This window comes from Nocardiopsis ganjiahuensis DSM 45031, assembly GCF_000341085.1.
Classification (GTDB): domain Bacteria; phylum Actinomycetota; class Actinomycetes; order Streptosporangiales; family Streptosporangiaceae; genus Nocardiopsis; species Nocardiopsis ganjiahuensis.
The window spans coordinates 400,333-423,272 of record NZ_ANBA01000008.1 but is presented as its reverse complement, the minus strand read 5'-3'; the positions used below and the strand labels follow the sequence as shown (position 1 = coordinate 423,272).

Annotated in this window: 15 protein-coding genes; 7 read left to right on the top strand and 8 right to left on the bottom strand. The window is 67.6% G+C overall.

Annotated elements, in window-relative coordinates; translation table 11 throughout:
* The first annotated feature begins 18 nt into the window (after positions 1-18).
* Both D458_RS0110495 and D458_RS33325 read left to right on the top strand, forming a co-directional pair.
* Positions 19-1,305, top strand: coding sequence for an MFS transporter (locus tag D458_RS0110495; protein ID WP_017586700.1), 1,287 nt, complete (start codon positions 19-21; stop codon positions 1,303-1,305).
* 113 nt (positions 1,306-1,418) lie between these two features.
* The gene (locus D458_RS33325; protein WP_239647929.1) at positions 1,419-3,110 is read left to right on the top strand and encodes a glycosyltransferase family 2 protein; all 1,692 of its coding nucleotides are present in this window, start codon (positions 1,419-1,421) and stop codon (positions 3,108-3,110) included.
* Positions 3,111-3,314: 204 nt separating this feature from the next.
* Here D458_RS33325 and pstS read toward each other — a convergent pair whose 3' ends face one another.
* The gene (gene pstS / locus D458_RS0110485; RefSeq protein WP_040702304.1) at positions 3,315-4,505 is read right to left on the bottom strand and encodes a phosphate ABC transporter substrate-binding protein PstS; all 1,191 of its coding nucleotides are present in this window, start codon (positions 4,503-4,505) and stop codon (positions 3,315-3,317) included.
* Positions 4,506-4,777: 272 nt separating this feature from the next.
* Here pstS and treY point away from each other — a divergent pair, with 272 nt between their 5' ends.
* The 4 genes from treY (at position 4,778) to D458_RS33320 (ending at position 12,305) form a co-directional block, all read left to right on the top strand.
* Positions 4,778-7,123 carry a malto-oligosyltrehalose synthase gene (gene treY / locus D458_RS0110480; RefSeq protein WP_017586697.1) on the top strand — a complete coding sequence of 782 codons (2,346 nt, stop codon included), beginning with the start codon at positions 4,778-4,780 and terminating at the stop codon, positions 7,121-7,123.
* Between the two features lie 58 nt (positions 7,124-7,181).
* Positions 7,182-8,039: a putative RNA methyltransferase gene (locus D458_RS0110475; RefSeq protein ID WP_017586696.1), complete on the top strand. Its 858-nt coding sequence runs from the start codon at positions 7,182-7,184 to the stop codon at positions 8,037-8,039.
* A gap of 616 nt (positions 8,040-8,655) precedes the next feature.
* The gene (locus tag D458_RS36330) at positions 8,656-9,528 is read left to right on the top strand and encodes a hypothetical protein (RefSeq protein WP_152521104.1); all 873 of its coding nucleotides are present in this window, start codon (positions 8,656-8,658) and stop codon (positions 9,526-9,528) included.
* A 560-nt stretch (positions 9,529-10,088) separates the two neighbouring features.
* Positions 10,089-12,305, top strand: a complete 2,217-nt coding sequence (locus D458_RS33320; protein WP_160168048.1) for a tetratricopeptide repeat protein — start codon at positions 10,089-10,091, stop codon at positions 12,303-12,305.
* Between the two features lie 2,423 nt (positions 12,306-14,728).
* Here the strand turns inward: D458_RS33320 and D458_RS0110450 are convergent.
* The 7 genes from D458_RS0110450 to D458_RS0110420 all read right to left on the bottom strand — a co-directional run bounded on the left by D458_RS0110450 (position 14,729) and on the right by D458_RS0110420 (position 19,417).
* Positions 14,729-15,283: a pentapeptide repeat-containing protein gene (locus tag D458_RS0110450; protein WP_017586690.1), complete on the bottom strand. Its 555-nt coding sequence runs from the start codon at positions 15,281-15,283 to the stop codon at positions 14,729-14,731.
* A gap of 9 nt (positions 15,284-15,292) precedes the next feature.
* On the bottom strand, positions 15,293-15,457 hold the full coding sequence (amcA, locus tag D458_RS36940; protein ID WP_017586689.1) for a multiple cyclophane-containing RiPP AmcA: 165 nt from the start codon (positions 15,455-15,457) through the stop codon (positions 15,293-15,295).
* Between the two features lie 3 nt (positions 15,458-15,460).
* Positions 15,461-16,561: a cyclophane-forming radical SAM peptide maturase AmcB gene (gene amcB / locus D458_RS0110440; protein ID WP_063825712.1), complete on the bottom strand. Its 1,101-nt coding sequence runs from the start codon at positions 16,559-16,561 to the stop codon at positions 15,461-15,463.
* A gap of 57 nt (positions 16,562-16,618) precedes the next feature.
* Positions 16,619-16,897 (bottom strand): hypothetical protein, encoded by a 279-nt coding sequence (locus tag D458_RS0110435; protein WP_017586687.1) that lies wholly within the window; start codon positions 16,895-16,897, stop codon positions 16,619-16,621.
* A 6-nt stretch (positions 16,898-16,903) separates the two neighbouring features.
* Positions 16,904-17,440 carry an ATP-binding protein gene (locus tag D458_RS0110430; protein ID WP_017586686.1) on the bottom strand — a complete coding sequence of 179 codons (537 nt, stop codon included), beginning with the start codon at positions 17,438-17,440 and terminating at the stop codon, positions 16,904-16,906.
* Positions 17,441-17,684: 244 nt separating this feature from the next.
* On the bottom strand, positions 17,685-18,896 hold the full coding sequence (locus D458_RS0110425; protein WP_026119177.1) for a helix-turn-helix domain-containing protein: 1,212 nt from the start codon (positions 18,894-18,896) through the stop codon (positions 17,685-17,687).
* Positions 18,897-18,910: 14 nt separating this feature from the next.
* Positions 18,911-19,417 carry a flavoprotein gene (locus tag D458_RS0110420; protein WP_026119176.1) on the bottom strand — a complete coding sequence of 169 codons (507 nt, stop codon included), beginning with the start codon at positions 19,415-19,417 and terminating at the stop codon, positions 18,911-18,913.
* A 604-nt stretch (positions 19,418-20,021) separates the two neighbouring features.
* On the opposite strand from D458_RS0110420, the gene D458_RS0110415 reads away from it, so the two are divergent.
* Entirely contained in the window at positions 20,022-22,595 is a 2,574-nt protein-coding gene (locus tag D458_RS0110415; protein WP_026119175.1) for a tetratricopeptide repeat protein, read from the top strand.
* Positions 22,596-22,940: the final 345 nt, after the last annotated feature.

The following is a 22,940-nucleotide window of genomic DNA, read 5'->3' as shown; positions in this document are numbered from 1 at the left end:
TTCCTTAGGTTTGCTCCCATGAGCCCCGAAGCCGCCGACCGCGCCCGCCGTACGGACACCCCCGTAGCCGAGCCGCCCCCCGACCCCGTGGCCCCGGACCGCCCGGGCTCCGTACTCGGCGGGGTGCGCCGGGTGTACGCGGCCCAGCTGGTGGGCGCGGTGGTCGACGGGGCCGTGCTGGCCACGGTCGTCCTGTACTTCGGCACCCGGGTGGGGCTGTCAGCCGGGGTGGTCGGTCCGGTCCTGGCCGCGGCCAGCGGATGCGCCCTGGTGGCAGCCGCTCCGCTCGGGGCGCTCGCGGACACGTTGGGGCGGCGGCGCGCGGCCGTGGGGTACACGGCGTCGGTCGGGGTCTTCCTCCTCGTCTACCTGGTCGCGGACGGTCCGTGGTCGTACGCGGTGGGAGCGGTGGGGTTCGTGGTGGCCCAGACCGGGCTCGGGGCAACCCGTCACGCCCTGGTCGCCGCGCAGGTGGCACCCGAACGAAGGGTGGCCGCCAGGGCTCTCATGCACACTCTGCTCAACGCCGGGATGGGCGTGGGCACCGTGGTCGGCGCCCTGGTGCTGGCCCTGGACACGCGGGCGGGCTACCTCGCCCTGTACGGGGCGGGCGCGGCGGTGGTGTTCGGGTGCGCGGTCCTGCTGCTCGGGCTGCCCCGCGGACTGGACGCGCCCGGCGGCCTGGTTCGGGACACCCGCGTGCTGGCCGCGCTGGGCGACGCCCGGCTGGTCGCCGTCACCGCTCTCACCGCCCTTCTCCAGCTGTGCATGCCCGTGTTGTCGGTGATCCTGCCGCTCTGGCTGGCCACGCGCACCCAGGCCCCGGTCTGGGTGGCGGCGGTGGCGCTGGGGCTCAACACCGTGCTGGTGCTCCTCACACAGCGAGCGTGGTCGGCACGGGTGGTCTCCGACGCCTCGGCTGCCCGCTCGGCGTGGGTGGCGGGGGCAGCCCTGTCGGTGGCCTGTGTGCTGTTCGGTACGGCGGCCTTCGGTGGCCCGGTCACGGCGGCGGCCACCGTGCTGGCGGGCATCGTCCTGCTCACCCTGGGTGAGGTCGCGGGCGGTCCGCCCGCCTGGCACCTGGCGCTCAAGGACGCGCCGGTCGAGCTCCAGGGGCGGTACCAGTCGGTGTTCGGGATGGCTGGTTCCGCGGCGCGCATCCTCGGTTCGGCGCTGGCCCTGCCCCTGGTCCTGTTCGCCGGCGCAGTGGGCTGGGCGGCGCTGGGGGTGGTGCTGCTGGCCGCCGCGGCGGGGCTGGGCTTGCTGGCCCGACGCTCCCGAACGGTCCGGAATCCGCCACGATGACACTTCGAGGCGGTCGACACCCGCGCTGTGTGGGAAAACATCGCTATAGTGACTCTGTGTCACTGAATAAGCACGTAGGGTCTCATGTTGACGGGGTGTCGCACCGTGGCCGGGTGGAACGGGTCGCGACCCGCGTCTTCCGCAACGACTGGAGCGCGCTGACACCCCCCGCCACCGGCCGCTGGACACCGGAACTCACCGTCAGCGTCGTCATCCCCGCCCGCGGCGGGCAGGACCACCTGGACTTCGCCCTGGCGTCCCTCGCCGCCCAGACCTACCCGGAGCACCTCTTCGAGGCCGTGGTCGTCGACGACCACTCCTCACCGCCCCTGACGCTGCCCGACCTTCGCCCCCGGCGGTGCCGTGTGGTGGCCGCCCCCGACGGCGGTTGGGGCGCCGGGTACGCCCGTGCCTACGGCGCGCACTCCAGCACCGGCGACATCCTGATGTGGATGGACGCCGACATGGTCGCCTGCCCCGAGTTCGTCGAGTCCCAGGCCCGCTGGCACCACGTCCACGCCGAGTGCGTCACCCTCGGCCGCGTCCGCTTCACCGACACCGCCCCCCGGACCCCCGAGGACGTCCTCGCAGCCGCCCGGGCCGGCGACCTGAGCCGCGCCCTGGACACCGGGGGCCGCCACGACTGGATCGAGCACCTCCTCGACCAGAGCGACGACCTGCGCGACGCCGACCACCTCGGCTTCCACGCCTACCTGGGCGCCGCGGCCGCCGTGCGGCGCAGCCTCTACGAAGCCGCCGGGGGCGTCGACCCCGACCTCGACCTCGGGCAGGACACCGAGTTCGGCTACCGGCTGTGGCAGGCCGGGGCGGTCATGGTCCCCGAACGCGGCGCCACCGCCTGGCACGTGGGCCCGGCCTCCACCGCCCGCACCCGGCTGCCCTCGGAACGCTTCCGCACCGAGGTCCTGGCCGAACTCATGCCGCACCCGCACGCCTACCGCGAACGCGTTCCCGAGGCGCGCCGCCGCACCCCGCTGGTCCACGCGGTGGTGGACGTGGCCGGAGCCCCCTACGACCTGGTCCGCGGCTGCGTGGACCGGCTGCTCAACGGTACCGAGACCGACCTCGCCGTGACCCTGGTCGCCGACTGGGAGGGCATCGAGGCGGCCCCGGGCGGGTTCGAGGGGCCCCACCTGGACCTCCGCCTGATCCAGGCCAACTATCTGCGGGAACCGCGCATCTCCTTCACGTCCACCGCGCCCCGCACCGGCTTCCCCTCGCCCTTCCTCCTCCAGGTCCCCGTCGCCTGGGGACTGGGCGAACTGGCCCTGTCCCGGCTCCTGGCCAGCGCCGAACGCGCCCGCGCCGGGCTCACCGAACTCTTCCTGGCGGCCTCGCCCACCCGCGACGCCGGGGTGCGGCTGTGGCGCACCCGGGCCCTGGCCCGCGCCATGAGAGTGTGCGGACCGGAGGAGGACCTGTCCGACGTGGTCGCCGAACTGCACGGCCGCTACCGGATCCACGGCGGGGAGGGCACCCTCACCGACCTCACCCTGCACCGGTCCGTCCCGCCGCCGCCCCGCGCCGCGCCCGGCACGCAGAACCCGGCAGGCACCGGGCGGGACGCCTCGGACGGCGTCCGGAGCCGGGGCGAGGACCGGGACGACGGCGACGAGGAGGGCGGGGGCCGGCGGGCGCGCAGAGGGCTGCGCGCACGGCTGCGCTCCCTCTGGTACCGCGCCTGCCGTGCCTCGGGGCGGGAGATGCCCGACGAGGAGGACGGGGGAGAAGGGAACGCGGGGGACCGGAGAACGGACCCTGGGGGTCCGACCGCTACCGGGTAAGTGGGGGAAGACACCGACCCGGACGGGCGGACCCCGTCGCACCGCGCAGCACCCGACGACACGGCGTCCGTGAACGGGAAGTGACCGAGCGCTACGCGGTCAGTACGTAAGGTACCGGATCGGGAGCGTGAAACGGGCGCGCCACCACCGTGACGCGCCCGAAAACCCAGGATCCGGCGGGTGCTCACCCGCGGCGGGACCGAATCAGGAGCCGATCGCCTCGATGGAGGCCAGCAGGTCGGTGCGCAGGGCGTCGTTGACCGGGGTCGAGTCGGTCTCCTTGGAGGCCTCGGCCTGGCCCTCCGGGCTCACCACGTACTTCAGGAACGCCTTGACCCGCTCGGCCTCCTTCTCGTCCGGGTACTCCAGGCACACCGCCTCGTAGCTGACCAGGACCATCGGGTAGCTGCCGGGCTCGGTGGTGCCGTAGTCCAGGTCCAGTGCCAGGTCGTACTCGTTGGTGTTCTCCTCCCGGCGGGGGGAGTCGGCCACGACCTTGGCGGCCGCCTCCGGCGAGATGGAGACGAACTCCTCGCCCACGCCGATGTTCGCGGCGGGCAGGCCGTGCAGGTGGGACATCTCCACGTACCCGATGGCGCCCTCGGCCCGCGAGACCGTGTCGGCGATACCGCTGTTGCCCTGGGCGGACTCGCGCGGGGTGATCGGCCACTGGCCGTCGGCCTCGTGCGGCCACGAGTCGGGGGCCGCCTGGGCCAGGTAGCTGGTGAAGTTCTCGGTCGTGCCGGAGTCGTCGGCCCGGTTGACCTGCGTGATCGCCAGGTCGGGCAGGTCCGCGTCGGGGTTGTCCTCGGCGATCGCCGGGTCGTTCCAGTGCGTGATGTCCTGGTTGAAGATCCGCGCCACGGTGTCCGGACCCAGGTTGAGCTCCTCGATCCCCTCCAGGTTGAACACCACGGCGATGGCCACGACGTAGGTGGGCAGGTTGATGGTGTCGGTGTCACCGCAGCGTGCCAGGGCGTCGGCGTTCTCGTCGGGGTCCATCGCCGAGTCGGTACCGGCGAAGGCCACCGCGCCGTCGATGAACTGGTTGCGGCCGCCGCCCGAACCGATCGAGTCGTAGTAGATGCGCGCGTCCTCGCAGGCCGACTGGAAGCCCGCGATCCACGTCGTCATCGCGTTCTCCTGGGCGCTGGACCCGGAACCGTGCAGACTGCCCGAGAAGCACTCCAGGTCGTCGGGGACCGCGGGGGCCGACCCCTGGACGGCGTCGTCGCTGCCGCAGGCGGTGGTCGCCAGCAGAAGCCCGGCCAGGGCAGCCGAGGCTGCGCCCCGGTAGGTGCTCGAACGGCGCTGGGAGCGGTCCTGGGTACGGGTGCGCTTGTTGGACGGGAGCACGCTGCTTCTATCCCCTTCGTCGGTGTCGGTGGTCCTCATTGTGTTCACCGCTCGCCACCGGTTCCCGGCGCGTTGTCGCTGGTAATGGAACACCGCCGAAGAATTTAACCACTGTCGCACCATCTTCCCCAACGCGGGTGTGTGTGGAAGCGGACGTATCTGTGGCGGTTCGGGGCACTCTGGGTGGACAGGAGGTGAACGAGGAGTTTTCGACCGGTGAAAGTTCGCGTGAGGAGGCGCCGGAGCCGTCCGCGCACGGGTCCGGCCGCGCGTGCATGACACGCCGAACGGGCGGGCACGGGTTCCCCGTGATGAGTGCGCACAGTAGCTCCCAGACGCCCACGTCGACCTACCGGCTCCAGCTGAAACCCGGTTTCGACCTGGCCGAGGCCGCCGACCTGCTCGACCACCTGCACCGGTTGGGGGTGGGCGCCGTGTACCTGTCACCGATCCTCACCGCGACCCCGGGCTCGGACCACGGGTACGACGTGGCCGATCCCACACGGGTCTCCGAGGCCCTGGGCGGCGAACGGGCCTTCCACGACCTCGCCGACCGGGCACACGCCCTCGGCATGGGGGTGGTGGTCGACATCGTGCCCAACCACATGTCCGTTGCCCGCCCCGACGCCAACCCGTGGTGGTGGGACGTCCTCGAACACGGCCGGGACTCGGTCTACGCGCGCTGCTTCGACGTGGACTTCGACTCCGGACCCGTGCTGGTGCCGGTCCTGGGCGACGGCGGCGACGGCGGCCGCGCGGCCCTGGACGAACTCACCCTCGCCGACGGCCACCTCGTCTACTTCGACAAGCGCTTCCCCCTCGCCCCGGGCACCTTCACCCCCGGCGACAGCGCGGCCGACGTGCACGAACGCCAGCACTACCGGCTCGTCTCCTGGCGGCGCGGCGACCGCGAACTCAACTACCGCCGCTTCTTCGACGTCGACCACCTCGCCGCCGTCCGGGTCGAGGACCCCGGGGTCTTCGACGCCACCCACGCCGAGATCCTCCGCTGGGCCGAGCAGGGCCGGGCCGACGGACTGCGCGTGGACCACGTCGACGGCCTCAGCGACCCCGGCGGCTACCTGCGGCGCCTCGCCGAACGCTTCCCCGGGTGGATCGTGGTCGAGAAGATCCTCGCCCCAGGGGAGACCCTGCCCGCCTCCTGGCCGGTCGCCGGAACCACCGGCTACGACGCCCTGCGCACCGTCAGCGGGGTGTTCGTCGACCCCGACGCCGAACCCGTCCTGACCGCGCTGGCCCGTGAACGGGGCGTGCCCACCGACGTGGGCGCCATCGACCACGAGGCCCGTTCACACGCCGCCAGCGACCTCCTGAGAGCCGAGGTGCGCCGGATCGCGGCCCTGCTGCCCCAGGCGGAGAACACCGAGGAGGCCGTCGCCGAACTCCTCACCTCCTTCGACGTCTACCGCTCCTACCTGCCCGAAGCCGAACCCGCCTGGGCCCGCGCGGTGCGCACCGCAGCCGAACGCCGCCCCGACCTCGAACCCGTCCTGAAGACCCTCGACCGCACCGTCCGCGAGGACCCGCACGGCGAGCTCGCCCGCCGGGTCCAGCAGACCAGCGGCATGGTCGTGGCCATGGGCACCGAGAACACCGCCTTCTACCGGGGCACGCGCTTCGTCGCCCTCAACGAGGTCGGCGGCCACCCGGCCGGGTTCGGAGTGGACACGGCCGCCTTCCACGAGGCCAACCTGCGCCGGGAGGCGGCCGAACCGCACACCATGACCGCGCTCTCCACCCACGACACCAAACGCTCCGAGGACGTGCGCGCCCGCCTGGCCGTCCTGTCGGAGATCCCCGGGGACTTCGCCGACGCCGTCGAGCGCTGGAGCCGCCGGACGCCCCTGCCCGAACCCGCTCTCGAACTCCTCGCCTGGCAGACCCTCCTGGGCGCCTGGCCGATCAGCGGTGAACGCCTCGTGGAGTACCTGCTCAAAGCCGCCCGGGAAGCACGCCTGGGCACCTCCTGGACCGCCCGGGACCCCGAGTTCGAGGACCGGATCCGCGACTGGCCCGCACTGCTGCGCGCCGACACCGACCTGTACGCCGAGATCGGGGCCCTGGCCGAGTCCCTGGACCGGCCGGGCTGGAGCAACTCCCTGGGCCAGAAGGCGGTCCAGCTCCTGGGCCCGGGCGTGCCCGACGTCTACCAGGGAACCGAGCTCTGGGACCTGTCCCTGGTCGACCCGGACAACCGCAGGCCGGTCGACCACGGCCGGCGCGCCGAGCTCCTGGACCGGATCGAGCAGGGCTGGCGCCCACCGGTCGACGAGACCGGTGCCGCCAAACTCCACCTGGTCCGCACCTGTCTGCGCACCCGCGCCGAACTGCGTCCCAGCGGCTACCTGCCGCTGACCGCCGAGGGGACCGGAGCCGAACACGCCCTGGCCTTCGCCCGCACCGCCCGGGGCTCCCGCGAACCCGCCCTGGCGGTGGTGGCCACCCGGCTGCCCCTGACCCTGGCCGACGCGGGCGGGTGGGGCGACACGGTGCTCCCCCTGCCCTCGGGGCCGGGGGAGTGGACCGACCGCCTCACCGGCCGCACCCTCGCCCCTGAACGCATGGACGGGCTGACCACCGCCCACCTGTCCGAGGTGCTCGACCGCTACCCGGTGGCGGTCCTGGTCAGAAGCTGAGCACCGGGGCCGGTGCCGGTGAGCGGTGTGCGCGGGCGCCGGTAGGCTGACCGCGATCATGACGAACACCCACACCGGCCCCGAGCTGCGCATGCCCGCCTCCGTCGCGGCCGTCCTGACCTGTCCCGTCTGCGGCGAGGCCCTCCGCCAGGGGCCCCGTGGACTGACCTGCGCCGGCGGGCACAGCTTCAACATCGCCCGAGAGGGCTACGCGGGACTGCTCACCGGCGCCACCCCGCCCGGGACCGGGGACAGCAAGGAGATGGTCGCCGCCCGCCTGCGCTTCCAGGACAAGGGCCACTACGACCCCATCGGCCTGGCCCTGGCGGAGCAGCTCGCGGACGGGGATGTCGTCGTCGACGTCGGCGGCGGCACCGGCCACTACCTGAACCAGGTCCTGGACCAGCTTCCCGACGCGGTCGGCCTCACCACCGACGTTTCCAAGTTCGCCGCCCGCAAGGCCGCCAGGGCCCACCCCCGGAGCGGGGCCGTCACCGCCGACTCCTGGCGCCGCCTGCCCCTGGCCGACGGCTCCGCGGACGCGCTGCTCAACGTCTTCGCCCCGCGCAACGCCCCCGAGTTCCACCGCGTCCTCAAAGCCGAGGGGGTCCTGCTGGTCGTCACCCCCACGGCCGAGCACCTCCAGGAACCCCGCGAGGCGCTGGGCCTGCTGGACGTCGACCCCCGCAAGGACGAGCGCCTGGCCGAGGGCCTCAAGGACCACTTCGCCCTCGAATCCACCCGGGACCTACGCTTCACCATGGAACTCGCACACGAGGACGTGCTGACGGTGGTCGGCATGGGCCCCAGCGCCCGCCACGTCACCCCCGAGGAGCTCGCCGAACGCGTGGCCAAGCTTCCCGAGCCCTTCGCCACCACCGCTTCGGTCCGCCTGGGCGCCTACCGGCCCAGATAACGCGAGTGGATCGCTGAAGCCGCCTCCTACCAGGGCGGACGGAGCATCGGACTTCTCATCCGACGGTCGCAGGTTCGAATCCTGCCGGGTGCGCCACAAAACCCCAGCTCAGACGGGGTGCGCGAGGACCTCGGAAGAGGTCCTCGCGGCGTTTTCGGGGCTTGTGTGCTCCTCGTGTGCTCCCCAGTACAAGGTGAGTGCAGGTGGGCGTGGACCTCGCGGAGCACTTTGCCGAACTGTGACCCTGCGACCCTGCGACCCCTCAGGCCACAGTCTCCGCCGAGGCGATGACCGCCGTCCTGTATCGGCATGTCCACTCACCAGCCCCACAGTTGCTCTGTTACTCGCAGTTCACCGCGCGTGGCGTATGACAGCATCGAACGCTTCACCCAGTAGCACTCATCTTGTTGGACTACCTGTGCCAACCTCGTGCACACCCTGAGTTCTAGAGTTCGTTGCAACCCCATCTCTGAAGGAGCGCCGTGAAGGTGTTACTAGCCGAACATCTTTCCGCACTCGGAGTACACATCACTAATAGCATCACCCTTGCCCTCAAGAGAGCAGGACGCATCAAGAGGCATGTGGCAGGAAATCAGTTGATGCGGTAGAAGAGGGTATGCTTATCACTCGCCCTGACCTGACCCCTGACCTGACCCCTGGCACTCTCCGCGACGAACTGGACAGAGCTGAACACGCCGCAGAGTTGGCCCGCACCAAAGAGGCCAACCCAGCGATGGCAGTCCATCCAGACGAGGTTAAGGGCGGAGGTTTTTGCCTGGGAGTTTTCACCTACGTCATCGCTCTCATTGCACTTCCCCCCTCTGCCATAGATCTCATCGGGCCTGGGGGTGTTATCGGTACATGGATCCTGGGTTTGATCGTTGGCCCTATGCTATTTTTTGTTTATGAGGCACGTAGGCAAGCTCGAATTTTAAAGTTTCTGCAGGATGATGCCCAGCCTCAGTACGTGGCTGGAAGGGACTACATCACCTTTGACATGCTGTCCCCCGAGGACCAGGACATCGCCCACACGTTGCTTCTAGACGTGGACACGATCCTTGGCACCCAGCTACCAGAACCCCAGGATAAGTTGATCGACCACACCCGCAACCGGGTGGTGTTGGACGACGTACGTTGGCAACTAGCTAAGGAGCTGTTCGCCATCTCCCAGGTCACTATCGAGCTGAACGAACTAGCCTCTGAAGGGCCAATGGCATCAACAGCCAAGGCTAAAGCACAAGAGGGCATTGAAGATCGGCGCACTCAGGTACGTGACCGAGTGGCCGTGATCGCCGCATACGCCAAAGAGGTTCGTGCCATCGCCGCCCGCATCACCGATTTGGAGACAGCCTCCCGCATTAATCGCATCACAGCTAAACTTGCACTGGACACGGCCGACCACACCCAGGCAGACGAATCCCTCGCATCATTGGAAGGATTAAAAGCCGCAGCCCTTGCAGTGTCCGAACTCCATGAGGAACTCTCATAGTCAACTTCACATCCCTCCACAGCATGACGGGAACAAAGTACAGACCTTCAACCGCAGACAGGCTCTAAAGCAATGGTAGAGCAAGTAATTTTGGAGACTACCCGACCAACCCTTTAATCTGTTGGTCGATCAGCCCCAAGTGTGAGCAAGCCTTCCTGTGCGTATCCCGTATGAACCACAAGGCCTAAAAAACAACCTGTCGGCAAGTTTCCTTCCCAAAGCCCTTACCTGCGCCGGTCCGACACGCCACAATCAGATGTATGAGCTCGGCAAAGTGGATTTGCGCGATCACCAGCACCATCCTGGTTCTAGTTGCGCTAGGTGTGGGACTGTGGTTTGGAGGCGGTGCCGCTACACGAGATGGGTGGGAGGCTGCGGCCTGGGCTGCAGGCATCACCGCCGTGTTAGCGCTGCCTGTCAACGCCTTCATTTGGGCTAGCAACAGTACATCGCCCCCTTCGGGCACGAGCGGCCAAGAGGCCAGGCGCACATCCAACCCGGTCCGCAGGGGAATCTCCGGCGGCACCATCATCCAGACAGACAACCTAGATGAAGTGCACGTGGAGAGCCCCACCTACAGCGGCGATCACATCGATCTTCGAGGTGCGCAGAGCGAGACTGTCATCGGCAAGGCCGTCTACCATCATTATCCGCTCCAACAAGTTGACTGGCCGATACGCGTCGGGGTCATCCCTGAACAAGTAGTCCACTACCAGCACCGGGTAATCGCCGACCAACTCGACAACGCCCTGAGCAGCTTCGGGGCCGTCGTACCGCGCCAGGTGCTCTCCGGCACCGGCGGAGTCGGCAAGACCCAACTCGCCGCGCACCACGCCCGCGCCCTGGCTCGGATCATCGACCCCAGCACCAGGGTGGACGTGCTGGTGTGGGCAAACGCAACCTCACGTGAACAGATCACCTTCGCCTACACCCAGGCCGCTCGCCACCTCTTCACCACCGTGCCTGACGAGCCTGAGGAGGTCGCGCAACTGTTCCTGACCTGGCTCCAGGACCCGGCCAAGAACCAGGGACGACGCTGGCTCATCGTCTGGGACGACCTGGCTAACCCCGCTACCGCGCACGACCTGTGGCCCCCGCACGACCACCCTCACGGCAGGGTGCTGGTCACCACTCGCCGACGCGACCACAGCCTCACCCTCCAGGGCCGCCGCCTGCTCGACGTGGACGTCTATTCCTCCGACGAAGCCTGCGCCTTTCTCACTCAGGCCCTCGATGCAGCCAGAATCGGTCACACCCACGAACAGTTGGCCCTTCTTGCCTGCGACCTGGGACATCTTCCCCTCGCCCTAGGGCAAGCGGTCACCTACATGGCCGAACTCGGCCTGAGCTACGAGGACTACCACCAGATACTCCACGATCGCATGAGCACACTGGAGGAGGTCTTCCCCGACTGGGACAGACCCACCCCCCTTGCTGCTACTTGGGACCTGTCACTGGCCCAGGCGGATGCCTTCCACCCCCAAGGCGTGGCCCGCCCCTTAATGGGTCTGATCGCGCTCCTGGACGGCACCGCAGTCCCAGAACACGTCCTCACCGCACCACCTGCCCTGGACCACCTAACTGCCCACCACACAGAAACAGCCCACGCCAGGGCAGAAACCGCCCCGGGGCCTCTGTCCCCGCACCAGGTACGGTCCGCCCTGGCCGGGCTACGCCGCTTGAACCTGATTACCCGCACCACCCAACCCAGCGCCCAAGAGGACCACGGAGTGGAGGGCTTGGTACTGGTGAGTGCCCACCAACTGGTCCAGCGCGCTACCCGCGAACACACCACAACCCGTCCCACCCGGGACAGTGTTCACGTACTAGCAGACGCACTTATCCATGTGTGGCCCGAGATCGAACGAGACACCATCCTGGCCCAGCGGTTGCGCAGTAATACCGCCGCCCTGTGCTCTCACCACGCGGTAGAAGGACAAACCAGCGAGGACTGGTTGTGGAAACTAGGCGGGCACAGGTTGCTCTTCCGGGTGGGTTGGAGTCTAGGCGAGGCAGGTCGTGTCGGCGAGGCTCTAACTCACTGGAAACTCATAGCCGAAACTGCCCGGGATCGATTGGGAACTGATCACCCGTTCACCTTTGACGCCCGCCATAACCTTGCCCGCTGGCTCGGGGAATCCGGCGACCCCAAAGGCGCCACAACCACCCTCGAACAACTCCTCCCCGACCGCACCCGCGTACTCGGCCCCAACCACCCAGACACCTTCGATACCCGCCACAACCTCGCCTACTGGCTCGGGGAATCCGGCGAACCCAAACGGGCCATCACTATCCTTGAACAACTCCTCATCGACCGAACCCGAATATTGGGCTCCGGCCACCGGGCCACCCTCGCCACTCGCCATAACCTTGCCCGCTGGCTCGGGGAATCCGGCGACCCCAAAGGCGCCACAACCACCCTCGAACAACTCCTCCCCGACCAACTGCGCGTCCTCGGGCCCGACCACCCGGTCACCCTCACCACCCGCCACAACCTTGCCCGCTGGCTCGGAGAATCCGGCGACCCCAAAGGCGCCACAACCACCCTCGAACAACTCCTCCCCGACCGCACCCGCGTACTCGGCCCCAACCACCCGTACACCCTCGCTACCCGCCTCAACCTCGCTCACTGGACTTATGAGTCCGGTGACAAGGTCAAAGCCATCGATCTCCTCACCACCCTGGTCAGCGATCGAGCACGCGTACTCGGTCTTGATCACTCCCGCACTCAAACGAGTAGACAGCTCCTACAGCACTGGCAAAACCAGCCCGCCTAGGGTGGGGCCTGACCAGGGGACCTTTGATCCGATGGTCCACAGGCCCCGGGCGCGAGGAAACCCCAGGCCAGCACGGGTGAACCCGCATCCCCACCTGATATCAGCGGCCCCGTGGTGCTCCTGGTGTGCTTCCCTGAACCGGCTACCGCCCCGGGGCCGGGTTGCTCACCTCAGCCGGAGCCGCCGCACCGCGTAACAGCGCGGCGCTCGCCCTGGCCTCCGTCGTCGCCGCATGCGGAAAACACGCTCTGGCAGGTGTGCTGTGTGAAGTACGTGATGAGGCGCCCCAACCCGCCCGAGGCCACCTGCACAGCCGAACCCGCGGCCAACACCTTCCAGGTAAGCCCACACAGCACGAAGACCCAACACCCCCGCCCGAACTCACCCTGACGCTCAAGCGCCTTGACCAACACCCCCTACCTGGCTCCCCACCCCCCCGCACCACCCGATACGGGCGTTATGCCCTTTTCGCTGGTCGTGGCCACCACCGGCCCCGTAAGGGGCGCCGGCCACAGGGGCGGCTCTGGTACCGGGGCTGGGGTGTTCGGGGCGACAGCGGGGCGCTGGTGGCCCCACGCCGCCCCACGACCCGAACAGAACAGGAACCGCCCAGCCCCAGCACCCCACGCATCGGATCCATCTCCGGCTCCTCAGCCGTGACCCATCTCCGCCGCTGCTGCCCACGCACCCCACAGCCGCGCACCAGACCACTCGGCTGCGGCGGGGCATGCCCGGCGCGCACCCGCACGATCACACCGCTGATGAACCCACGAATCTCGAACAGCCACGAGACTCCGGAACAATAGCATTAATAAGGTCAGTGAATAACACTTTTATAAGTGACGGAGAAGGGAGAGGAGTGGGGGATGATGGTCAGGCCAGAGCGAAATAAAGGAATGGCGGGTCGGCCGGTGGGCCGACCCACCAGCAGGCCGGGGCCGCCGCCCCCTACGTGAAGATGACTACCCACTGGGTATAAGTCTGGTTTTGAGTCACACCCCCAGAACCGGCCCTGACCTGCAAAAATGAGCACTCCAGGGGGTCCACAGGCATGGAGGGGTCGTTGGAGTGATCGGTGGAGGGTGCGTTGGAGTACTGATTCACTGGCTCTCACAGGCCTCTCAACGCAGTCCTGGGTCCGAGGACTTCGAGTGTGGGACAACCCGGAGAACCCTTCTTGAATCGGATGATGAGTTTCGTTTCTTCGACCATTTCCAGCACGACAGTTTGGTGTCGATTCGTCGAAGAAACACCCTCAGAAGTTTTCTTCGGAGTTCGTCATCTTGAGCGATACTGCCGCCCCTCATCGCCGTCTTACGCCACGCTCAGCCCGTGTGGGTGACCACCGGGCGGGTCTCGCTCATTGCCCCCGCGTCGGTCGACGACGTCGACAGGCCCCACGACTCCGCTATCTCCGGTACTGGCGGACCAGGGCATTGAAACAGGGCCGCCCCTGGAAGGGAACGGCCCTGAATGCTTCTGTGCGAGGTCAGGCCACAGGCTGCCGCAACGCCTGCCACTGACGCACCACTGCGGCCAAATCGCTCATGTCCAAGGGCGGCTCACCACCGGCCGCCCCCGAGGCCACGGAAGCCAAGACCTCTTGACGGGGCGCCGGTGGCACCATTTTCACACGACGCCGGGCGTGCTGGTTCTTCTCGTGCACGGCCAGGTACAGGCGTACCCCGCGCACTCCGTCATCGTCCTCACACCACCCGCACCGACCCATGTGCAACTCCCGGTGGTGGGGCGGCGGCCCGGCTGTGTGCGTGCCCGTGAGGGCTTGCCCAGCACGGGGCCGAGGAACCTTCACACCCACCCTGCCTGCAGTCCCGTCCAGGCCAGGTTCACGGCATTGGGACGGACGCCGCGCTGGCAGCGGTTGACGCACCTCGACCACCACTCGACTGCTCTGCCCAACCGGGCTACAGAACACGGCGGCAAGCACCGCCCCCAGCACCCAACGCAGATGCTCACCCCAGCCCTGTCGGCGCTTGCGATGCCGCCCGCTATGCTTTTCCACGATCTCCTCCTGCTGCAATCAGGTGGGGATTCAGCCCCGGCGCGGTGTTCACAGCACCGTGTCGGGGCGCCTCCACTTCTTCGTTCTCCATCAAGGTGTGGCCTGGTCGGGTGTCAATGGCCCCGGGGTCGTACGCACCCGGAAATGCGCTTCCCACCCACACCACACAAAGGGCACAAAAGCCCCTAATGCCCGCAAGGAATGCGCTTTTCCCGCAGGGCTGGTCGATGTTCGCTTGGGTGAGCGAAGTTCTTCAAGTCCGTTCTGCGGAAAAGTCACGGTCCTGGGCAAAGGCACACCCGTAAAGCCAGTCAGGGAATGTCTGCTGGGTGTAAACACCGAGGGGCCTCGCCCGGTTTCTTTGGGTGAAGCCCCTCTTTTCTGGCTGGTGCGGTCGCGCCTACAGCGGGATCTCCGCGATCGTCAGGTCCAGGTCGCGGATCATGACCTCGCTGAGCTGTCGGAGCTGGATCTCGGTCACCTTCGCGCCGTGGAGCGAGGCCAGCCCGGACAGGTTCGACAGGTCGCTGCCGCGCAGGTCGGTGCCGGACATCTTGGTGTTCTTGATGTCCGCGGCGAAGGCGCAGTCGTCGAAGACCGCATCGCGCAGGTCGCTTCCGATGATCTCGGCTTCCTTGAAGGAGCAGCCGATGAACGCCACGTCACCGGTGACCCTGACCTGCTCCCAGCTGGCGTAGTCGAACTGGCAGCCTTCGAAGAGCACGTCAGTCATCGAAACGCGCGCCAGTGACACCCCCATCAGCCGTGAGCCGGTGAACCGGCAGCGGTTCAGGGTGGTGTCGACCAGGCGGTGTGAGGTCAGGTCGAGGGAGGTGAAGTGGGTGTTGGTGACCTTCTCCTCCTCCAGCGGGTTGGGGTAGGGCCATGCGCGCACGGCAGGCTCGTCGTCGCTGGGCAGGAGCACTTTCGCGCCCCGGATCTCGGCGGTCTGCACAGGCTTCCCCTACTTCTTCCAGTTGTCCCACGTCGAACGGTTGTCCCAGGGGCCGCCGCCGACGTTGTCCCAGGTGTCGCGGTTGTCGAACAGCCCTACCGGGGTGGTCGGCTGGAGTCGGTCGATCAGGTCGGCGGCCCGCTCGGAGGTTTCAAGTCCGGTCAGAGTCGTCATCGGTCACATTCCCATCTTCTCGCCCAGGGCGCGGACGAGTTCTTGTTTGGCGTTGCGGCAGTAGGTGGTTTCGGTGGTGGTGAAGCGGCCGATTTCGAAGTACTTGTTGGAGGCCTGTCCGCCTTGGCAGAAGGTGAAGAACTCGCATGTTCGGCGGCATTGGCGTACGCCGTCCAGGTGTTCGCGGACGTAGGGGGTGTGTGGGGCGCGGGTGAGGATGGTGGGCAGTTGCTCGTTCAGGATGTTGCCCAGGACGAAGTTGTCGTACTGGTTGTTCTTGACGCCGAGTAGTTCTGGGGAGAGCACGACCACGTCGCCGTTGGTGCCGATGGTGGGGATGGGGTCGAGCAGGGCGGTTTCCCACCGGGCCTTGTGCCCGGCTCTCACGTCGGCCAGGTAGCCCAGGAGCCGGTCGGCCTCGCGGACGCGGAGGGTGCTGCCGTTGTCGATGCGATCGAACATCGTGCGCCAGAAGCGGCGCACGTGTGCGGGGTCGATGTCCTGGCGGGTGTCGTTGGCGCCTTCGAGTTCTTCGATGTTGAAGCCGACGCTTTTGGCGCCCAGGCCTTCGAAGAAGTCGAGCAGGGTGTGGGGGTGGGTGATGGTCTGTGTGGTGACGACGCAGATGGCGGTGAAGTCGATTCCGTGGGCTCGGAGGTGGGAGATGCCGCGTTCCACGCGGGAGAAGGCGGGCCGGTTGGACCAATCCACTCGGGACAGATTCGCCGCCGCGGGTCCGTCGATGCTCACTCCGACCCGGAAGGCGTATCTGGTGAAGAAGTCGCACCAGGCGTCATCGATGAGGGTGGCGTTGGTTTGCACGCAGTGGCGGATCCGGCCCTTTCGGCGCAGGGGCTCGAACGCTTCCACGAGGTCGCGGAAGTGCTCGCGACGTGTGGTGAGGGGTTCGCCTCCGTGCCAGACCACGTCCACGACCTCGCTCGTGTTCTGTGTGTCGATGCCGGCGGCGAGGGCTTGGGCGACCTCGACCGGCATCTCGGTGCGGGTCTTGCGCTCGTGGACCGGCAGGTAGCAGTAGGAGCAGTTGAGGTTGCACAGAGTGGTGGGTTGCAGGATCACCGAGTGGAAGTGAGGGGCTATCACGGCACCTTCTCGCGGGAGGGAGTCGAGAGTGGGCAGGCTAGGCCGGTGGGGAACAGGTCAACGGTTGTCGGGAGGTTGGGTGAGCTGTGCGGTCTGGGTGGTGTGCGTCGCGGCGTAGGTCCGGCGGGTTTGCCGATGGCCGACGTTGCGAACCTGCTGGCGCAGGCCTTCGAGCGTGGGATCGGACAAGATCAGAGGGGCAGAACCTGCGCAGGCGAAGGCCCAGAAGCGCCGCGATCCCGGCCCCCACAGGACCACCCAGCCGACTCCGAGCTGGTGCTGGAGGCGTTCAGCAGCGGAGTAGAAGCTCGTGTCGTCGGCGCGTGTCCAGGGCATGAGGGGTCAGGTCCGTCTTGCTGGGCGGTCGATCTCGAACCACACGGTGGTGCGCCCGTTCTCCTGGAGGGTGCCCCACCGGCTCGCCTCGGCGGCGACCAGGTGCAGGCCGAACCCTCCCTCGATGCGCGCATCCAGCGGGCATGGGCAAGGGAAGGCGTGCTCGCCTTCGTGCGGGCCCTGGTCGGTGACCTTGACCTGGAACCGGCCGGGGAGCTTGAAGAGAGCCACCGTCACCTCGCCGCCAGGCTCTCCACTGCGGGTATGGCGCAAAGCGTTCGTGAAGAGCTCATCGGCCAACAGCACCAACGCCTCTGTCGTGGAACCGAGGGTGCCAATCCGGGAGCGGATGCGTCGTCGCATCACTGCGGCCTGCTCCGGTTCTCCGGGCAGGATGACCGCTGCCGCCTGCTGCGGCTGGGCGGTGTTGGTGGCGATCGGGGTGTTCGCGCGCGGATCGCTCGTGCGCCGAGGGAGCCGTTGCACGGACTGGCTCTTGTGGGCGCGAAACCGGTCCACGTCCACCTCGATCACCTGGGCCACGCCGCCACCTCCTGCAGACCGAACAGGGGCTGTGCGACCGGTTGGCCGAGCCGGGGGTGAGCCCCGCCCTGCTGAGGAGGGTGGTGACCGTAGTGTCGCTGCTGTGGAATCGAGGCGGGAAGTAGTGAGCGCCCGGCGGGTTGGGAGCAGTGTGAGAGTGACATGCGGTGACCGTAAGGCGCGGACAGCGCACGGTTCTGCAGCCGAAGGAGGGTAAAAGACCCACAGGATTTTGCGGGTTGGCTCAGGCCACCCCGGCCCTGCTGGCCAGGGGGCGCAGTTCCGGGGTGGAGCGCCGGTGCTCCCTGCGCAGCAGTTCGGTCAGCACCCCGGCGGTGCCGGGGTGGTAGCGGATGAGTTCGGGGGCGAGCCGTTCGGCGTCCAGCAGGGTCTGGACCGCTGCGGCGTCCTGGCGGCGCTGGGTGTAGGCGCGGGCCAGGTCCAAACAGACCTGGGTCCGCCGGCCGACCAGACCCGCAGGCAGCGTGCCCACCTCCAGGTCCTCCCCCGCTTCCACAGCGGTGCGGGCGTCACCGATCGCCACAGCGGTGCTGATGGTGTGGATGGCCACGTTCGTTGGACCGAAAGCGGTCCCGTGCAGGTTGTGGTCACCGCCCAAACGGGTGGCAGCGCGGCGGGCCTGGCGTAGGAAGCGCGGTACCGCCGCACGGTCGAACTCCGCGGCGGCGGCTGTGGCGGCGGCGAGGTGGAGTCCGCCGTAGACGCTCAGCTCTTCGGGGGTGCCGGGGCGCATGCGGCGCTCCAGCGTTGAGGCCGCGCCCATCGCCAGCTCTGCCGCTTCAGCGGGCCGCCCGCGCGAGATGAATACGTAGGCGAGCCGGTAGGCGCCCACCGCTGTCAGCAGCGTTTGGTCGGCCCACTCGGCGGCGGACATGGCGCGGTCGGCGGCCTGCCAGGCCAGGTCCTTCTCCCCCACCCGGCGCAGTAGGGCCGCGGTGGTGTTGTAGACCATGGCTCGGGCCGAGCACACGGCGGGCCGGTCGGAGCCGGGGGTGTGTGCGGCGGCTTCGGCCTCGCGGATGAGCCGGGGCAGGCGGCGTCCGACCTCGTCGTAGCGGGCCGCTTGGTAGGCGGCGTAGGTCTGGTGTGCCTGGACCGAGAGCGATGCGGGGTCGATGCGGGGTTCGATTCCGGTCTCGGCGACGATGGTTTCCAGGGTGGAGTAGCGCATCATGGCCCGCTCGATCGCGCGGGCGGCGTCGTAGCGCATGTCGGTGACCGCCTCGGTTTCGGTTCCGGACAGCTCGGTCAGGTCCAGGCGCAGGACGCGGGCCAGGCGGGTGAGGATTTCGTGGGAGTCCACCGACAGGATGCCGCGTTCGACCTGGGAGAGCCAGGACTCGGAGCGTCCCACGAGTCCGGCGAGCACGCTCTGGGAGTAGCCGTGCCGTCGTCGGGCGCGTTTGATCGTCTGGCCTCGAGTGGCGGGGTCCACGTTGCGCCTTTCGGTCAGAGGCGGTTGACGGTGTCGATGACCTGCTGCCAGGAGGGCAGACGGTCTTCATAGGGGGCCTCGGGGTCGTGCAGGACAGTGACCGGCTCCATCGAGCGCAGGGTCTGCAGGGAGCGGGTGAAGGCCGGGTGGGTGGCGAGTTGGGGTTTGCAGTGCGGCACCACCACGGTGGGTACCCCGTATCCGACCATCTCGCACAGCAAGGCGATCGCGAAGTTGTCCGCCAGGCCCTGGGCGAACTTGTTCGTGGAGTTGAAGGTCAGCGGACAGGCCAACACCACATCGGCGGGCGGCAACGGCTTGCCCTGGCCAGGCATCCGGAACGCCACACGGACCGGCTCGCCCGTCAACTCCGCGAGCTGGTCCTGGTCGTGGAAGACCGCGCCCGTCGGGGTGGACAGCACCGTCACGTGCCAGCCGTGCTCGTGGAGGGCCTGAACGAGCTCGGTCACCCCTTCCGGCGCGGGGGCTCCGGACAACACCAGGTACAGGGTTCTCGGCATGAGCCAGAGTCTAGAGGCGCACCACGCAGACGAGTCGCCACTTCTCGATCCTCGGGCGAAGGACGGTGGGCGAGTGACAGAAGGCGATCCTGACACACATCCACGCCTTCATGACTCCCGGGCGTCCCCGGTACGGAACACACCCAAAGCCGGTGTCAGGGGAGACGATGTTTGGAGTGGCCGCTTTCGGCGAAAACTGGCCGCACGCCCTATGAACACGGAACAATCACTCCATGGGACATAAGAAGACCTGGGTGAGTGCCCTGGGTGCGATAGCGCTGGTGCTGGCCGGGTTCTGGCTGGCCCCTCGGGTACTTTCTGGTGACGGGTGGGGGTTGAACGAGCTCAACCAGGTCGCTGGTATCGCGTCCTTGGCGGTGGCCGTGGCGACCCTTGTCTTGGCCCTATGGCCTGCCCCTGGCCAGGCCGGTGATGAGGATCAGGGTGACCTCGTCGAACTGGACCGAGTTCGGGCCAAGGGCTCGGTCAAGGGTAGGGTCGGCCCCTCTCCCGCCAAGGGTGGGAGTCGCACCCGTCTGCGGCGTATCCGTGCCGGAAGCGACGTGATCGGCCAACAGGTCGACCCACCCACGGAGCCGCCCCGATGACCCACACCAGTAACACCCCCAAGGACCCGGCCTCCTCCATCGACCAGCGATGGATAAATGCCGGTCGCGACGTCATCGGTCAACAGGTCATCCACCCGCCCCAGCCAATTCCCAGCGCGCTGCACACCCTGCCCCCTCCACCCGCCACACTGGTCGGCCGCGTAGAACCCTTGAAGGAGCTGCTTAGCGAACTAGTTCCTGTTTCTGAGATGCACAGGTCTTTTAGAGGAGCCAACGAAACGCAAGAGGAGAACTCCAGTTCGGTCGGGGTGGTGGTCTCCGCCTTGGCAGGGATGGGCGGGGTAGGCAAAAGCGCGCTGGCCTTAGCCGCTGGCGCGATCGCCCATAGCAAGCGGTGGTTCTGTGCCGAGCTATTCGTGGACCTACGCGGCTACACCCCCGGCGTTGAACCGCTGTCCGCCGATACTGCCCTGGATGTGCTGCTACGCCAGATGGGGGTAGACCCCGAGGACATCCCGCTGGGAGTTGAGGAGCGTGCCTCCTTCTACCGTTCCGGGCTGGAGTCTCTGTCCGAGGCCGACGAACAGGGTCGTCCAGTGCTGGTGGTGGCTGACAATGCCAGTTCCGCCTCTCAGATACGGCCTTTGCTGCCCGGTTCGGGCGGGCACAAGCTGGTGGCGACCAGCCGCAGCGGCTTACACTCCCTGGCCGGAGCACGCCACTTGGACCTGGACGTCCTCGACTTCAAAGCGGCCATCGAGCTGCTGGCCTCAGATCTGACCACCCACAGTCCGGAAGACCCGCGCGCCAAGGATGAGGCAGGATTGGGCCTGTTGGCCAGCTTGTGCGGGTTATTGCCATTGGCCTTGGAGATCGCTGCCGCTTATCTCAAGCGCAACCCCAAGTTGGCCCCAGCCCGGTTGGCCGAACGGTTGGAACGGGCTGTCTCTCGAGTGGACAAGCTCAAGGATCCCGACCGTGACACCGGGCAGGCGCGAGTACTGCGGGCGGTCTTCGATACCTCCCTGAGCCGCCTAGACCAGATCGAGGCTCGGGTGTTCCTGCTCGTGGCTTCCACACCGGGTCCTACCCTGGGCACGGCTGCGGCGGCGATCCTGACTGGACTGCCTTCGGAGGAAGTCGAGGAGGTGCTGGAGACTTTGGCGTCCGCGCATCTACTCACCCAGCCCGCTCCCGGCCGGTGGGGGGCCCACGACCTGCTCGCTGACTACGCCCGTCACCACTCCCACCCGCCCAAGGACCGTGAACAGGCGTTAGGGCGGGTTCTGAACCACTACACCGCTACCACGGGTGCCGCCAACGATTGTCTGGAGGCCCTGCCAGGGCAGTTGGTTTCCGACCTGTTCTCTGACTCGGATGCAGCGTTGGCGTGGTTTGACGCCGAACGAACTGCCCTGGTGTCTGCGGCTCTGGCTGCTCCCGATCTCGGACACATCGATGCGGCCATCAACCTCCCCCTACACCTGGCCGAGTACCTGAGCCGTGAGCGGCGTTTCGAGGACTTGGAGCGAATCCTGCGCTCCGCCCAGGCCACAGCCCGCACCACCGGCGACCACACACAGGAAGGGAGAGCATGGAACTACCTCGGCATGACGCTGAGGCAGGTGCGCCGGTTCGACGAAGCCATCCACGCCCTCACCCACGCACGCGACCTGCATCAACAAACCGGCCACATCCTTGGCGAAGCAGCAGCATGGACCAACCTCGGCACAGCACTGGCGCAGGTGCGCCGGTTCGACGAAGCCATTCTGGCCTTGACGCGCGCTCTGGAACTGCACGAACATACCAGCGCCCAGGTAGACGAGGCAGCCACGTGGAATAACCTCGGCACCGCACTGAGACAAGTACGCCGATTCGACGAGTCGATCAAGGCCCACACCCGTGCACTCAACCTGTACCAACTAACCGGTCAAACCCTTGGTGAGGCAGCGGTATGGACCAACCTCGGCACCGCACTGAGACAGGTACACCGATTCGACGAAGCTATTCACGCCCTCACCCGTGCATGTGATCTGCAGCAGCAAACCAGCGACGCACACGGCGAAGCACAAGCGTGGACCAACCTCGGCACAGCACTGCGAGAGATGGGGCGTTTCAACGAGGCCATCGACGCCCTGACCCACGCACGTGAGGTCTTCGACAAGCTAGGTGCTGCCCACGGAAAAGCAGCAGCATGGACCAATCTCGGGATAGCGCTCGCGCAGGTGGACAAGCCCACCGAGGCCATCCACGCCCTGACCCGCGCGCGCGACCTGTATCACCGGACAGGTGATGTCCACGGCGAAGCGCAAGCGGGGGCCAACCTCGGGATGGTACTCGCGCAAGCGGGCAAGCCCACCGACGCTGTCCAGGCCTTAGACCGTGCACGAGAGGACTTCAACCGGACAGGTGATATCCACGGCGAAGCGCAACTGTGGAAGAACCTCGGCCAAGTACTGCTGTGGTTGGGTCAGCGGGCTGGGGCGGGCAGAGCGGTACAGCGGGCAGTGGAGCTGTTCGAGGAGAGCGGGGATGTTCGCGAGGCGGCTCTCGGACGGGATTTGCTTATGCGGATCCAGGAAGTTCCTGAAACTGATGATCCGACCTGACTGAGTGTCCCGGTTCTGAGTTTCCGGGACCAGGGTTTCGGCACACCGAGGCTCGGTCGGCGGTTTACGGGCATCCCCCGGCATCCACACGCGGCCTCACTGAGCAGAGGGAAGCGGAGCTCGCGAGGCGCCATCGGATTCTTCCCGCGCTTGTGTGCTCCGTTTGTGCTCCTCAGTACAAGGTCAGTGCAGGTGGGGGGCGACCTCCCGGAGCACTTTGCCGTTCCATGACTCTGGGGGTGCGCCCCCGCGTCCGCCCACCAGCGCCCCACAGCCACCCCTGCGCCGTCGCGTGGAACCCTCCGATCTGTCGCCCCACAGGCCGCATACGGCCGTTTCAGCCTA